We start from the raw sequence: 14,636 nt of genomic DNA on the forward strand, positions 1-14,636 counted from the left end.
CTGAGGGTTGTTCGTGTCAGCGATTACATGAAGATTCTTAATTTTTAAAACCAAAAATCTAAAATTTGTGATATAATTAGCTTATCAAAAATAAATAGGAGAATTTTTCAAATGGCAAAATTGACTGTTAAAGACGTTGAACTTGCAGGTAAAAAAGTACTTGTTCGTGTTGACTTTAATGTTCCAATCAAAGATGGTGTGATTACTAATGATAATCGGATCACTGCTGCACTTCCAACAATCAAATATATCCTTGAACACAAGGGTCGTGCAATTCTTTTTTCTCACCTCGGACGTGTGAAAGAAGAGGCTGATAAAGCAAGTAAAACACTTGCTCCTGTTGCTGCAGCACTTGCAGCAAAACTCGGTCAAGAAGTAACTTTTGTTCCTGTTACTCGTGGAGCTGAACTTGAAAAAGCAATTGCTGAACTTAAAGATGGCGAGATCTTGCTTGTTGAAAACACTCGTTTTGAAGACATCGACGGTAAGAAAGAATCTAAAAATGATCCTGAACTCGGTAAATACTGGGCTTCACTTGGAGATGGAATCTTTGTTAATGACGCATTTGGTACAGCTCACCGTGCTCACGCATCAAACGTTGGAATCTCTGCAAATGTTGAAAAAGCAGTGGCTGGATTCTTGTTGGAAAATGAAATTGCTTATATCCAAGAAGCTGTTGAAGCTCCTGAACGTCCATTTGTCGCTATTCTTGGGGGATCAAAAGTTTCAGACAAGATCGGTGTGATTGAAAATCTTCTTTCAAAAGCTGATAAAGTAATCATCGGTGGCGGAATGGCTTATACTTTCCTTAAAGCACAAGGTTACGAAATCGGAACGTCACTTGTTGAAGATGACAAGCTTGACCTTGCTAAAGCATTGCTTGAAAAAGCTGATGGTAAACTCATCTTGCCGATTGACCACAAGGTAGCAAATGCTTTTGCAGGATATACTGAAGTGAAAGAAACTGCTGACCAAAATATCCCTGCAGGATTCATGGGACTTGACGTAGCAAGCAAAACAATCGCTGATTACTCTACTCAACTTGCTGGCAGCAAGACAGTTGTTTGGAATGGCCCAGTTGGTGTGTTTGAAAACCCAGACTTCCAAGCAGGAACGATCGGACTTATGGAAGCAATCGTGAAACAACCAGGTGTCAAATCAATCATCGGTGGTGGAGATTCTGCTGCTGCTGCGATTAATCTTGGTTACGCAGACAAATTCTCATGGATTTCAACTGGTGGTGGAGCTTCAATGGAACTTCTTGAAGGAAAAGTACTTCCAGGCCTTGCCGCTTTGACTGATAAATAATCTAAAAGCTAATAAATAAAAAGAGTTTGACTTTTTAAATCAAGCTCTTTTTGTATCTGTGCTATAATTTGATTATATGAAATTCTATACTTCAACAAATGAAATTCCAGAAGAAATGTTAAAAGGGATTGGTTTGACTTACCCTCAGTTGACTTATCTACCAGAAACTGGAATTCTCTATAATAATACATATAATAAAAAAACAGTTCCAATTATTTCAGGTGGAGGAAGTGGTCATGAACCGGCCCATGTAGGTTACGTTGGCTCTGGAATGCTTGCTGCAGCTGTAACTGGCCCTCTATTTGTACCTCCAAAAGCTAAAAATATTTTAAAAGCCATTCGCCAAGTTAACTCAGGTAAAGGCGTTTTTGTGATTATCAAAAATTTTGAAGCTGACTTAAAGGAATTTAATGAGGCAATAAAAGAAGCGAGAAATGAAGGAATTGATGTAAGATATATTGTCAGTCATGATGATATTTCGGTGAATGCTTATAATTTTCATAAAAGACATCGTGGGGTTGCTGGAACAATTTTACTTCATAAAATTCTCGGTGCTTTTGCAAAAGAAGGCGGAAGAATTGATGAAATTGAACAATTGGCTCTGTCACTTTCCCCAGAAATTTATACTTTAGGTGTTGCCTTAGCACCTGTTCATTTTCCTCATCAAAAGACTTCATTTGTTCTAGCTGAAGATGAAGTTTCTTTTGGAATTGGAATACACGGAGAACCCGGTTATCGTGTTGAAAAATTTGAAGACTCAGAGCGTATTGCCGTAGAGTTGGTAAATAAGTTAAAAGCAGAAATTAACTGGCAAAAAAAAGCAAATAAAAATTATATTTTGCTTGTAAATGGTTTGGGTTCAACAACATTAATGGAACTTTACAGTTTTCAATATGATGTGATGCGTCTTTTAGAACTTGAAGGCTTATCTATTAAGTTTTTCAAAGTTGGAAACTTAATGACAAGTTGTGATATGTCAGGAATTTCATTAACACTTTGTTCTGTTAAAGATCCTAAATGGTTGGACTATCTGAATGCTCCAACTGGTGCTTTCGCATGGTGATCAGCTTTCAAAAATTTTAATTTGAGCAAGTAAAAGTTTTACAATCTGAGAATACAGCTTTTCTAAAGAATTTCCTCTGAGGATTGACTCTTTAGTTATTGCACAAATTGCTGCAGCATTATAACGACATATAAATGATTTTTCTAAGTCTGACCAATTATAGTCAGACTTATTTTCTTCGTCAAAAAGCACCTTATCAAGCAAGTTTTCCCATTGAATCAGAAAAAAATGTTCAAAATTTTTATCAATAACAAATATTTTCTGATAAAAAATTTGATTTTCTTCTAAGTAACGTAATAAAAGTAAGAGTTCATTTTGCCAGCCATAATAATCTAGATTATCATTAATTAACTCAGCAAAATCATTCTCAAAAATCCAAGATAAAAGCTCTTCTTGGTTCTGAAAATAATTATAAAAAGTTTGTCGTCTAATTTTTGCAGTTTGCATAATATCACTGACAGAAATCTGGTGATAAGCATTACTTTGCATCAGGTCTTTAAAAGCTTTAGCAATAATTTTTTGTGTAATGATTGATTTTTTCATATTTTAAAAGAAAGCGGACACATTTTGCGATTTGTCCCTTATTTTTCTGGACTTTATATTTTATACTAAGTATAACATAAGAAACTCAGGAGGATGAGCGATGAAAAAAATTATTAATCAACCACAAGATGTGGTCTCAGAAATGTTAGACGGATTAACCTATGCTTACGGGGATTTGATTGAAAAAGTTCCAGATTTTGAAATTGTTCAACGTAAAAGTCCTAAAAGTGGAAAAGTTGCCTTAGTGTCAGGCGGGGGTTCTGGACACGAACCCGCTCATGCTGGTTTTGTTGGGGAAGGAATGCTGTCAGCAGCTGTTTGTGGAGCTGTTTTTACTTCTCCAACCCCTGACCAGATTTTTGAAGCAATCAAAGCAGCTGACGAAGGTGCTGGAGTACTCTTAATTATCAAAAATTATTCAGGTGATGTGATGAATTTTGAAATGGCACGTGAAATGGCTGAGATGGAAGAGATTAAAGTTCAACAAATTATTGTCGATGATGATATCGCCGTTGAAAATTCGCTCTATACTCAAGGAAGACGAGGAGTTGCTGGAACAGTCCTTGTTCATAAAATATTAGGTGCAGCTGCCCATCAAGGGATTTCCTTAGATGAAATTAAGGATTTGGCTGATAAAGTCGTCAAGAATATCAAAACAATTGGTTTAGCTTTATCAGCTGCAACAGTTCCAGAAGTTGGTAAGCCCGGATTCATTCTTGATGATAATGAAATTGAATATGGCGTAGGAATTCATAGTGAACCAGGTTATCGACGCGAGAAAATGAAAACTTCTTATGAGTTGGCGACAGAGCTAGTTGGTAAGTTGAAAGAAGAATTCAAATTTGCAGCTGGTGAAAAATATGGAATTCTTGTAAATGGTATGGGAGCAACACCACTAATGGAGCAATTCATTTTTATGAATGATGTTGCAAAATTACTGACAGAAGAAAAAATAGAAGTTCTTTTTAAAAAAGTTGGAAATTATATGACTTCAATTGATATGGCAGGTTTGTCACTTACAATGATTAAGTTGGAAGATGACCAATGGCTCAAAAATCTTAATGAAGACGTGAAAACTATTTCTTGGGGATAAGGAGAGAGAATGTTAACAATAGATACAACCATTGAATGGTTAGGAAAATTCAACGAAAAAATACAAGAAAATAAAGCTTATCTGAGCGAACTAGACGGACCTATTGGTGACGGGGACCATGGTGCAAATATGGCTCGTGGGATGTCTGAAACAATGAAAGCATTGGAAGGTTCAGACTTTGAAAATGTCTCAGAAATCTTTAAAAAAGTGGCCATGACCCTAATGTCAAAAGTAGGAGGAGCTTCAGGCCCTTTGTATGGTTCAGCCTTTCTAGCCATGAGTAAGACTGCTGCAGAAACTTTAGAAACACGCGAGTTGATTTATGCAGGACTAGAAGCCATTCAAAAAAGAGGAAAAGCTCAAGTCGGTGAAAAAACGATGGTTGATATCTGGTCAGCGTTTTTAAATGACTTACAAACGGATTCAGCTTCCAAAGAAAATTTAGAAAAAGTTGTTAAAGCAAGTGCAGGACTTTTAGCTACAAAAGGACGAGCTTCTTATCTTGGTGAACGCTCAATTGGGCACATTGACCCTGGAACACAATCAAGTGCTTATTTATTTGAAACACTTTTGGAGGTAGTAGCATGACTTATGGAATTGTCATCGTTTCTCATTCGTCTGAGATTGCTTCAGGACTAAAAAAATTAATTCGTGAAGTTGCTAAAGATATTTCACTAACTGCTATAGGTGGTTTAGAAAATGGCGAAATAGGCACCTCTTTTGATCGAGTAATGGCAGCCGTTGAGGGAAATGAGGCAGATCATCTTTTAACATTCTTTGATTTAGGAAGTGCGCGAATGAATTTGGATTTGGTTTCTGAAATGACAGACAAAGAATTAACCATTTTTAATGTCCCGCTTATTGAGGGAGCTTACACAGCGAGTGCTCTCTTAGAAGCAGGAGCAACTTTTGAAGCAATAAAAGATCAGTTAGAAAAAATGCTGATAGAAAAATAAGGTAGAGCAATGACATTACAAATATTGGGAGAATTTCTGGGCACTTTCATCCTTGTACTGCTGGGAAATGGGGTTGTCGCAGCAAATGTTTTAGGTAAAACAAAATCGGAAAATGCAGGTTGGGTGACTATTGCAATTGGCTGGGGCTTAGCCGTTGCTGTCGCCGTCTGGGTAGTTGGCTTCTTTTCGCCCGCTTATCTCAATCCAGCCTTGGTCATTGGTTTTCTTGTATTAGGGAAAATAAAGATTGGCTTAGCACTTGCTTTTATTGTAGCCGAATTTTTAGGTGCTATGTTAGGTGCTGTCGCCGTTTGGTTACATTATTATCCTCATTGGGAAGAAACAAAAGATTCTTCTCTAATCTTGGCAAGTTTTGCTACAGCACCTGCTATTCGTCATTCTTGGTCCAATTTTTTAGGAGAAGCTTTTGATGGGGCGCTACTCATGCTACTGATTATGGCAATGGGCCATTATCGTCTTGAAGGTGGTTTTGGTCCAATTATTGTTGGTTTTCTCATTATGGCAGTTGGTTTTTCTTTAGGACCAACAACTGGCTACGCGATGAATCCAGCACGTGACCTAGGTCCGAGAATCATGCACGCACTTTTACCAATTAAAAATAAAGGAACCTCCGACTGGAGCTATGCTTGGATTCCAGCAACTGGTTCGATTGTTGGCGCCGTAATTGCTGGGCTACTCTATCAATGGATACTGACGCTTCATTGATAGTATCTAAAAATACGGGTTCTATAATAAATCCTATGAGAATGATTTCCCACAGGATTTGACAAAGAACCAAAATACGGATAAGCATCCGTATTTTTTAATCATTAAAATCAAAGCGAAGTTTCATGTGATTGGAACCAGAAATAACCATTTTACCAAGAAGTTCGGTTTGAGCAGTCAGAGCAATCTGTGCAAGTTTTTCGTTCACTGCTTCAAGTGATTGGTCACTTCCTTTGTCGGTTTCGTTTTGTAAGGCTCTTAATTTTGCCATTGTGTTTAGGTCAAAATTGTCTCTTTTATCAACATAGCCTTGGAAATTACTGTCTCCTAGAACAGCGGTCATTGTAGTCAACCAATACATTTTGGTTGGGTCAAAGTCGGCTTTTGTATCGCGATAACAAGTAGGGGTATCACTTACTCTAGCATAAAATGGAACAAGGCTATTGAAACTGTTAGGTCCAAAAGCAAGCCAATGAATGCCAGGAAGCTCCTTGTCTATATTATCTCGAATTTGTAAAACATGGAGTTCCAAATTACGATTGAGTCCAATTGGTCGAATCAATTTTTGTTCTGCGGCGCTTGAAGTTGTGCTGTAAGGGTCATAAGCTGTATTTTCATAATGACTTGACATGACAAACTTAATTTCTTCAATGGAAATTTTGCGATTGGCATGGCAGATGAAAGGTAAATCTTGGTTAAATGGATCGTCATTTCCTGTGGTTTCTGGAGAAAAATAGTTTTGCACATACCAAGCGCGTGTCTTTAATGGTACTTGAACCAAAAATATGACGAAGGTTATAACCATCAAAGTCTGGATTAAGCTTGTTCTTATCAATAAATTCTTTCAAACCAGTTGAATAAATCGTGTCAGAACTTTCAAAATCATACCAATCGATATTAAGACGATTAGGAGCAATAACATAAGCGTCGTCGGGGATACGAATAGCTGCCCATTGATGTCCACCTAGTGTTTCTAACCACCAAATTTCATCTTTATCAGAAAAAGTCATCCCGTTTGATTCATAGGTTCCATATTTTTCTAAGAGTTGTCCTACTCGTTCAACTCCTTCACGCGCACTCTGGATATAAGGAAGAGTAATTGTTGTGAAGTCTTCTTCACCCAGTCCTGTTTCAACATAAGGGATCCAATCCTAAAATTCGACTATTGGTTGTGGAGGTTTCTGTCGCGGTCATGGCAACATTCTCACTATTAATTCCAGCCGCTGCCCAAATACCATGGGTTGAATCTGCGTCAGGTGTGGTAGTCTATGATAGAGGGTTTTCTGGCAATTCAAATTCACAAGCTGTGGCAACAGAAGAATACCGCTTGGATTGATTTTCGGGATTAATGACAACAAAACGTTGGGGATTAGGTTTATCTCCACCATCTTCGTTTCGTGCAATTAGAGTTGTGCCATGTAATGAGGCGTTTTTACCGACGAGAAATGATGTACATGCCATATGAATTGCTTTATAAAGATATAGGTGATTTGTGCTAAGTTCCTCAAAACTTAAAGTTATTGTCATTATACTACAAAAATGCTATTTTTAGATAGCTTTGTTAGACTTTATTTGATGTTCATTCTTCAAAATATTATAATGAATGAGTAATCATTTATTCAGTCTAAAAGGAGATATCATGTCTGAAGAACAAACATTAAATGAGGTTTATGCTGATACCCTAAAAAAAATGGAAAATTTGACAGAAAAGCAAAAGAAAGTTTTACAGGCGTCATTAGAGCTCTTTGCGTCACAAGGATTTGAAGCGACGACTTCTCAACAAATTGCAAAAAGGGCGGGAGTTTCTGTTGGTTCTGTTTATCACACTTTCCCCACGAAACAAGCCATCCTTGTAGCGGTACTTACACCTATCTTTGAGGGGACAATGGATACTGTCGCCAATCAATTTAATGATAATACATTTGGCAAAGGATTTGAAAGCGTGGAGGAGCTCGTTAAGGTAACTATTGCGGACCGTTTTTATTTTGCCGATAAAAATATAAATGTGATTCGCTTAATGTTAGGACAAATGCTTGTTAATTCCGTTTTTATTGGAGACTTAAAAAATTTTTTTGAGCAACAAGCAAAACAGTTAGTTTTACCAACAATTGTTCGCCTCCAAGCTGAGCAAAAAATAAAAAATCTTTCGATTGAAAAAATTCTACAGATTCTTTTTTATCCTTTAGCGACTTATATTGGTAAAAGAGTTTTGGGAATTAACAATTTGTCATTAGAGGAAGAAATCGAATTTGCCACTGAAATTACTATAAAGACACTCAAAGTTTAATTTTTGACAATCATGAATTGAAGTGATAAAATTACTTCAACAAGAAAAATGAACGAGCACTCATTCATTGATTGGAGGAGAATAATATGAAATCACCGATTGCTATTAATGATATTAGTGTGAAATTTGGCGATAAAGCAATATTAGACCATTTATCCTATGAATTTGAAAGTGGAAAAATTATTTGTTTGATTGGACCTTCTGGAGCTGGGAAGTCAACCTTGATCAAAGCTATTGTTGGCATGCAAAAATTGGATTCTGGCAATGTTGAGATGCTTGAAAGAAAAATTCCTGACAGAGAAGTATTAGGAAAATTAGGCTATATGGCGCAAGAAGATGCCCTATTTAAAGAATTGACAGGCAAACAAAATTTAGAATTTTTTGGTTCTTTGCAAGGAATCAAAAAAAAGGATTTACAAAGCAAGCTTGATAAGGCAGCTGCTACAGTAAATCTGACTAAGCAGTTAAATCATTCAATTTCTAATTATTCAGGAGGAATGCAAAGGCGCTTATCACTCGCTATTGCTCTGCAGACGGATGCTCCGATTTTACTTTTAGATGAACCAACTGTTGGGATTGATCCAGAATTACGTCAAGAAATTTGGGCGGAGCTCCGTCATCAAGCAAGTCAAGGGAAAACAATATTAATTACGACGCATGTTATGGATGAAGCTGAACGCTGTGATGTCGTACTGATGCTTAGAAATGGTAAATTTATAGCAGAAGGTTCGCCAAAGGAAATTAAGGAAAAGTATCAAGTGGATTCGGTTGAGGAAGCCTTTATTGTTGCGGGAAAAAATTTAGAGTTAGAAAATAAGGGGATAGCGAAATGAGAACACTTGCTATCTTTAAACGAATTATGCTTCAACGTCGTGGTGACCCTAGGACGCTGGCGATGATGTTTTTAGCTCCAATCTTTATTTTGACGCTTATGTACTTTCTCTTTCAAGTGCCGTCAAATACTCCTTACAGAGTGGGTTTAAAGTCTGATAATACAGAATTAACAAGAACTTTGAAGGATATGCCAGATGATAAAGCACATCTGAAAGTTATTAGTGTTTCTGAAAATAATCGCTCAACAATGAATGAGAAAAATTTGAGTGCAATTGTTAGTATTTCGGGGAAAAATATTGATGTTCGTTATGCTAATCAGTCAAATGGAACAAGTTCTGCGATTAAGCTACTTTTAACACAGGTCATTCAAGAAAGCCAAGTTAAGGCAACTAAAGAGGAGACTAAGCAGGCTTTGCAAGATTTGATAAGTAAGTTACCTCAAACATTAGGTCAAAGTCTTTCAACAAATTTCAGGGTTGACACAGAGCAGTATAAAGTCACGAGTCACTATTTGTACGGAGATCCTAGTAGTACAAATGCTACTTTTGGTGATTTAGCACCGATTTTAGTTGGAACTTTTGCTTTCTTCTTGGTGCTTCTAATTTCAGGGATTTCATTAGTGAATGAGCGAACTTCAGGGACGCTGGGGAGAATGTTAGTTACTCCTGTGAAAAGGAGTCAAATTGTGACTGGCTATTCTTTGAGTTATGGAATTCTTGCAATGATTCAAACAGCACTTATGGTTGTTTTTACTTATTGGATTTTGGGGGTTCATAATAACGGAAATATTGGTTGGGTTTTTGTCATTAATTTCTTTATTGCAATCATTGCTTTGTTGTTTGGCTTGCTCTTGTCCACATTGGCAAAAACAGAATTTCAATTTGTGCAAATGATTCCTTTGGCCATTATTCCACAATTTTTATTTTCTGGTTTGATTCCTGTCGATACGATGCCTGTCATTCTTCAAGCAATCGCTCATTGTATTCCGGTTTATTATGGAATTAGTGCCATGCAAGAGGTAGTTAAAAGGGGAATGGGATTTTCTGGAATTTGGTTTGATTTGCTCATTATGTTAATTTTTTCTGCCGTGCTTTATCTTGCAAATGTTCTAGCTTTGAAAAATGTTCGTCGGACTTAAGATAGATAGTTTTAATCCCATTGACTGGCAGTTCTCAGAGCTGTCAGTTTTTGTATTATCCATACGGCGGAAGCTAGTAATGTGGAGCGTTGTTTCGTGTAACTGGGTATGATATAATGAGAACATGAAAAAAATAACAGTACGGGCAAAAACAGCAAAAAAATTGCGGGGGGGTTATCCACTCTTGGTGGCAGAAGATTTACTGACAGAACTATCAGAGGATGATTTTGCACGGTTTTTTGATGAAAAAGGGCAAACGCTTGGAACAGGCTATCTTTCAAAACAAAATAAAGGAGTGGGTTGGCTTTTAGATTCTTCGTCAGTAAAAATTGACCATCATTTTTATGTGGAAAAATTTGTCAATGCACGCGTTTTACGTGCGAACTTCTATCAGGATGAATTGACGACAGCCTTTCGTCTTTTTAATGGTGAAGGAGATGGATTGGGCGGCTTAACGATTGATTTTTATAATGGTTTTGCTGTCTTTTCTTGGTATAATCAATTTATATATAGTCAAAAAAAAGCGATTGTTAAGGCTTTTCAAGCCGTTTTCCCAGATATTAAAGGGGCTTATGAAAAACTTCGTTTTTCTGATGCTGCTTTAGAAAGTCAACATATTTTTGGTGAAGAAGCAGCTGAACCTTTGTTAGTCATGGAAAATGGCGTGACTTATGCGACTTATCTAAATGAAGGATTGATGACAGGGATTTTTCTGGATCAAAAAAATGTGCGTGGGGCATTAGCAAATGGTTTGGCAGTTGGAAAATCAGTCCTTAATATGTTTTCTTATACGGGCGCATTTTCAGTAGCAGTGGCTGTTGGCGGGGCTAAACAAACGACTTCAGTGGATTTGGCAAAGCGGAGTTTAGAAAAAACGCGTCAGCAATTTGAAGTGAATGGGCTTGATTTGGCGCAGCAAAAAATCTATGTGATGGATGTTTTTAGTTATTTTAATTATGCAAAAAAAAAGAAATTGACTTATGATTTGATTGTACTAGATCCGCCGAGTTTTGCGAGAAATGGGAAGAAAACATTTACTGTTGCAAAAAATTATGGTGAATTAGTCGAAGATGCTGTTGATAGATTAGAAAATAATGGCATTTTGATTTGTTCAACAAACGCAGCTAATGTGAGTGCTCAAAAATTTCATCAGATCGTTTTGGCAGCACTGACAAAGTCTGATGTGGCATTTGAACTTTTAAAAACAGAGCATTTACCAGATGATTTTTGCGTGTCGCGTGCTTTTCCAGAAGGAGATTATTTAAAAGTTTTGTTCATTCAAATTAAAAAATGATAATAAGATAATAAAAATAACAGACTTGATTCTGTTATTTTTCATTTTTTATTTATTTTGTTGAAGAATCGCAGCGCTACTGTGTTGGCCAGCAACAGCGCCTGTGACAAAGGCACACGTGATATTGTACCCTCCCGTGTATCCGTTGATATCAAGCAATTCGCCAACCATATAAAGCCCTTTTGTCTTCTTACTTTCGAGTGTTTGCGGATTGATTTCGCTGAGCGTGACACCTCCTCCAGTGACAAAAGATTTTTCAATTGGGAAGGTGGCATAAACCTTTATATGAAAGGATTTCATGAGTTTTGAAAGAGCGTCGATTTCTTTTTTTGAGCATTGTTTTGCTGGGGTGTTTGGATCAAGTCCAGCAGTCTCAGCTAAAAATACAAAAAGGCGTTCTTGAAGAAGTGAGGCACAGGCGTTTTTAAGAGATTTATTAGATTTTGTCAGTACTGACAACTTTTGAGTGAGTTGTCCAAGCGCTATTTCTGGGAAAAGATCAAGTGAAAGGGTGACTTCTTTTTCACCTTTTTCTAATAATTTATTCACAAAACTTGAGCAGCGCAGTGCCGCAGGACCAGAAAGTCCAAAATGCGTGAACAGCAAATCGTGCTGATGTTTCACAACGCTTTTTCCTTTAGCATTGAGCACAGAAAGTTCGATTTCCTTTAAGCTAATCCCCTGTAAAGTCTTTTCTTCGATAAATTTTTCATGAGAAAGTAATGCAGATTCTGTGGCATAGAGTCGAGTGATTGTATGACCTGCTGATTTTGCAAACGTGTAGCCATCGCCCGTCGCACCTGTTGAAGGGTACGTTTTTCCACCCGTCGCAAGAATCACAGCAGGAGAAAAATAGTTTGTTTGCGCAGTTTTAATACCTTTTACCTCACCATTTTCAATCAAAAGTCCAAGCACATTCGTTTCAGGAAAATACTGGACACCAAGATTTAAACAGCTGTTAAATAGTGCGTCAACAATTGTTTTAGAGCGATTTGTTGTAGGAAAAAGACGCCCATGATCTTCTTCTTTGAGCGCCACTCCATTTTTTTCAAAGAAAGAAATAATATCAAGATTAGAAAATTGTGAGAATGCACTGTGCAAAAAACGTCCATTCCCCGGCACATTGGCAATAATTTCGTCAACTGGCCGACTGTTAGTGACATTGCAGCGGCCTGCGCCCGTCATGAGTAATTTTTTTCCAACTTTTTTATTTTTGTCGATCAGCGCAACAGAGCATCCGGATTGAGCCGCACGGATCGCCGCCATCAGTCCAGCAGGACCCGCCCCAACGACAATGATATCAAATTTATTCATGTTCAAATTATAACACAATTAAGCCCCGCTTCTCGTGATTAACCTCATCATTTCGGTTGAGCGCGCATTTTTCATGCTCCATTTATTGATTTTTTTACGATACACCATGTCAATTTTTTAACACTATTTTTTATACAGGGTGTATCATTGAATTTCTGAAAATCGTGTCATACTGCGCGTTTTCAGCGTTTTTACAATACGAGATGTCTAAAAAAGTGTGATTGACAGGGATTTTTATTTCTGATAAACTGTTAATTGCTAGCAAAAATCGAACAAAAAAACGATTGATAGACTTCATAAGCTCTGATTACAGCATCTTTATCCGCTGTGGGAAGCGGTAGAAGTATCAGAAGCGTTACAAAAAGAGAGGGAAAATAAAGGTGAGATTGAAAGATGGTAGCAGGACAAATGGCTTTACTCGTACAAATCATCAGCATCGGACTCATGATTCTCATTCCGCTCTTTTTTATTTGGTGGATTTGGACTTTTGTTGCTCTATTCGCTGAAAAAATGAAATCTGGTGGAAAAAGAGTTGATGTCATCAAGTGGTTAACACTTTGGGGGCTTGGCATGCTCATTATTTTACTCCTTATTGCGGGATATTATTTCTTTGGTGTGAAAGGCATGGCACTGATTGCGGTCATTGTTTGTCCGTTTTATATGGTTTATTTAAAACGCCAAAAACAAAAAGCGCTGATGAAAGCTGAGAGTAGGAAAATAACCAATCATGGAAAATAAACTCGAACTTGCAGGCTGCATCCTTTGGCTGATCACTTCGCCAATTCTTATGAGCCGGAACATTTTGCATCATCAGATATTAAGTGTTCAGTTTATACTTTATGCTGCTACTTTTCTTATTGCACTCTGGATTTTAATCTCAAAGTTAAGAAAAAGGAGTAACAGATGACTCGTTTTGATAAAATGACAAATATTGGTCTTGTAATTTTCCTTTTTCTTTCACATTATACAGCAAAAGTAATCAAAAAACCACTTTTTTAGGTGAAGTCATTGAGAGAAAAAAACGCAATCCATTATTTTTGCAAGCACGGATTTAGTGCTTTTTTGATTATGGCTTAAATCGTCCGCACTTTTGGGTGAGATTTGATATAATAAAGGCATGATAGACTTAACGGATGAAATTTTAGGGCGAGTAATTCAAAAACGGGCGGCACATTCGTATAAAGGAACCTACGGGCGTGTGTTATTGATTGGGGGCAACGCGCAATATGGTGGTGCAGTTATTTTGGCTGCAGCAGCTGCAGTAAATGCAGGAAGTGGACTGGTTACGGTGGCGTGTGATCCAATCAATCGCTCTGCACTCCATGCGCGACTTCCTGAAGCGATGGTGGTGGATTATCATCACGATTTTTCTGAGTTGCTTCAAAATTCAGATGTGATTATTATTGGATGCGGATTAGGATTATCTGATGAAAACTTAGTTGTTTTTAAGCAGGTATTAGATCACATTTCTGAACATCAAAAATTAATCATTGATGGTTCTGCCATTACGCTTTTCGCACGTGAAAAGCTCATTTTGAAATTTCCAGAACATACAATCTTTACGCCACACGAAATGGAACTTGAGCGATTGAGTGCTGTTGCGATTGGGCAGCAAACGAATAAAAAAATTCAAGATTTTGTGGATGAGTGTGGTGTGATGCTTGTTGCAAAATCGCATGAAACAAGAATTTTTTCCCCTCATAAAGAAAATTATAAGCTAAAAATTGGCACTCCAGCTCAAGCAACAGCTGGGATGGGCGATACATTGGCTGGGATGATTGGGAGTTTTGTTGGACAATTTAAATCAGATGAATTTGATGCGATACTGGCCGCTGTTTATTTGCACTCACGAATTGCACGCGATGCTGCACGGTCCGCTTATGTCGTGCTTCCAAGTCAATTGATCAATGAAATTCCTAAAATGATGAAAAAGTATGAAGAAAAAAAGAGTAATTTTTAATTTCATTAGTTTTGCATGAGAAAATTTGTTGTCAGTACTGACAGCATTTTTTGATGCAGAATTTTTGAGAAAAAAGTGCTATAATATTTTTTATACTACTAAATATAGAAACAAAACTAA

Annotated in this window: 14 protein-coding genes and 1 pseudogene; 12 read left to right on the forward strand and 3 right to left on the reverse strand. The window is 37.2% G+C overall.

What is annotated here, in order from left to right:
- The first annotated feature begins 111 nt into the window (after positions 1-111).
- Both GHI93_RS06170 and dhaQ read left to right on the forward strand, forming a co-directional pair.
- Positions 112-1,308, forward strand: a complete 1,197-nt coding sequence (locus GHI93_RS06170; RefSeq protein ID WP_153496192.1) for a phosphoglycerate kinase — start codon at positions 112-114, stop codon at positions 1,306-1,308.
- A 76-nt stretch (positions 1,309-1,384) separates the two neighbouring features.
- A complete protein-coding gene (gene dhaQ / locus GHI93_RS06175; RefSeq protein ID WP_153496193.1) occupies positions 1,385-2,371 on the forward strand; it encodes a DhaKLM operon coactivator DhaQ in 987 nt (328 codons plus the stop codon).
- On the opposite strand, the gene dhaS is transcribed toward dhaQ, so the two are convergent.
- Entirely contained in the window at positions 2,372-2,914 is a 543-nt protein-coding gene (gene dhaS, locus GHI93_RS06180) for a dihydroxyacetone kinase transcriptional activator DhaS (protein ID WP_153496194.1), read from the reverse strand.
- A gap of 100 nt (positions 2,915-3,014) precedes the next feature.
- On the opposite strand from dhaS, the gene dhaK reads away from it, so the two are divergent.
- The 4 genes from dhaK to GHI93_RS06200 are packed head-to-tail and all read left to right on the forward strand — an operon-like array spanning position 3,015 to position 5,689.
- Positions 3,015-4,007, forward strand: coding sequence for a dihydroxyacetone kinase subunit DhaK (dhaK, locus tag GHI93_RS06185; protein WP_153496195.1), 993 nt, complete (start codon positions 3,015-3,017; stop codon positions 4,005-4,007).
- A gap of 9 nt (positions 4,008-4,016) precedes the next feature.
- Entirely contained in the window at positions 4,017-4,595 is a 579-nt protein-coding gene (dhaL, locus tag GHI93_RS06190) for a dihydroxyacetone kinase subunit DhaL (RefSeq protein ID WP_153496196.1), read from the forward strand.
- On the forward strand, positions 4,592-4,963 hold the full coding sequence (dhaM, locus tag GHI93_RS06195) for a dihydroxyacetone kinase phosphoryl donor subunit DhaM (protein WP_153496197.1): 372 nt from the start codon (positions 4,592-4,594) through the stop codon (positions 4,961-4,963). The genes dhaL and dhaM overlap by 4 nt, the downstream gene beginning before the upstream one ends.
- 9 nt (positions 4,964-4,972) lie before the next feature.
- Positions 4,973-5,689: an MIP/aquaporin family protein gene (locus GHI93_RS06200; RefSeq protein ID WP_153496198.1), complete on the forward strand. Its 717-nt coding sequence runs from the start codon at positions 4,973-4,975 to the stop codon at positions 5,687-5,689.
- Positions 5,690-5,786: 97 nt separating this feature from the next.
- Here the strand turns inward: GHI93_RS06200 and GHI93_RS06205 are convergent.
- Positions 5,787-7,150 (reverse strand): annotated as a pseudogene (locus tag GHI93_RS06205) (C69 family dipeptidase).
- Between the two features lie 178 nt (positions 7,151-7,328).
- On the opposite strand from GHI93_RS06205, the gene GHI93_RS06210 reads away from it, so the two are divergent.
- The 4 genes from GHI93_RS06210 to GHI93_RS06225 all read left to right on the forward strand — a co-directional run bounded on the left by GHI93_RS06210 (position 7,329) and on the right by GHI93_RS06225 (position 11,242).
- Positions 7,329-7,976 (forward strand): TetR/AcrR family transcriptional regulator, encoded by a 648-nt coding sequence (locus GHI93_RS06210; protein WP_153496199.1) that lies wholly within the window; start codon positions 7,329-7,331, stop codon positions 7,974-7,976.
- An 86-nt stretch (positions 7,977-8,062) separates the two neighbouring features.
- Positions 8,063-8,809 (forward strand): ABC transporter ATP-binding protein, encoded by a 747-nt coding sequence (locus tag GHI93_RS06215; RefSeq protein WP_153496200.1) that lies wholly within the window; start codon positions 8,063-8,065, stop codon positions 8,807-8,809.
- A complete protein-coding gene (locus GHI93_RS06220) occupies positions 8,806-9,948 on the forward strand; it encodes an ABC transporter permease (RefSeq protein ID WP_153496201.1) in 1,143 nt (380 codons plus the stop codon). The genes GHI93_RS06215 and GHI93_RS06220 overlap by 4 nt, the downstream gene beginning before the upstream one ends.
- Before the next feature lie 124 nt (positions 9,949-10,072).
- On the forward strand, positions 10,073-11,242 hold the full coding sequence (locus GHI93_RS06225; protein WP_153496202.1) for a class I SAM-dependent rRNA methyltransferase: 1,170 nt from the start codon (positions 10,073-10,075) through the stop codon (positions 11,240-11,242).
- A 48-nt stretch (positions 11,243-11,290) separates the two neighbouring features.
- Here the strand turns inward: GHI93_RS06225 and GHI93_RS06230 are convergent, their stop codons facing one another.
- On the reverse strand, positions 11,291-12,556 hold the full coding sequence (locus GHI93_RS06230; RefSeq protein WP_153496203.1) for a BaiN/RdsA family NAD(P)/FAD-dependent oxidoreductase: 1,266 nt from the start codon (positions 12,554-12,556) through the stop codon (positions 11,291-11,293).
- 393 nt (positions 12,557-12,949) lie between these two features.
- Here GHI93_RS06230 and GHI93_RS06235 point away from each other — a divergent pair, with 393 nt between their 5' ends.
- Entirely contained in the window at positions 12,950-13,294 is a 345-nt protein-coding gene (locus GHI93_RS06235) for a hypothetical protein (RefSeq protein ID WP_153496204.1), read from the forward strand.
- A gap of 379 nt (positions 13,295-13,673) precedes the next feature.
- Positions 13,674-14,516 (forward strand): NAD(P)H-hydrate dehydratase, encoded by an 843-nt coding sequence (locus tag GHI93_RS06240; protein ID WP_153496205.1) that lies wholly within the window; start codon positions 13,674-13,676, stop codon positions 14,514-14,516.
- Positions 14,517-14,636: the final 120 nt, after the last annotated feature.

The sequence above is a fragment of the Lactococcus hircilactis genome (assembly GCF_009601015.1).
In the GTDB taxonomy this organism is placed as follows: domain Bacteria; phylum Bacillota; class Bacilli; order Lactobacillales; family Streptococcaceae; genus Lactococcus; species Lactococcus hircilactis.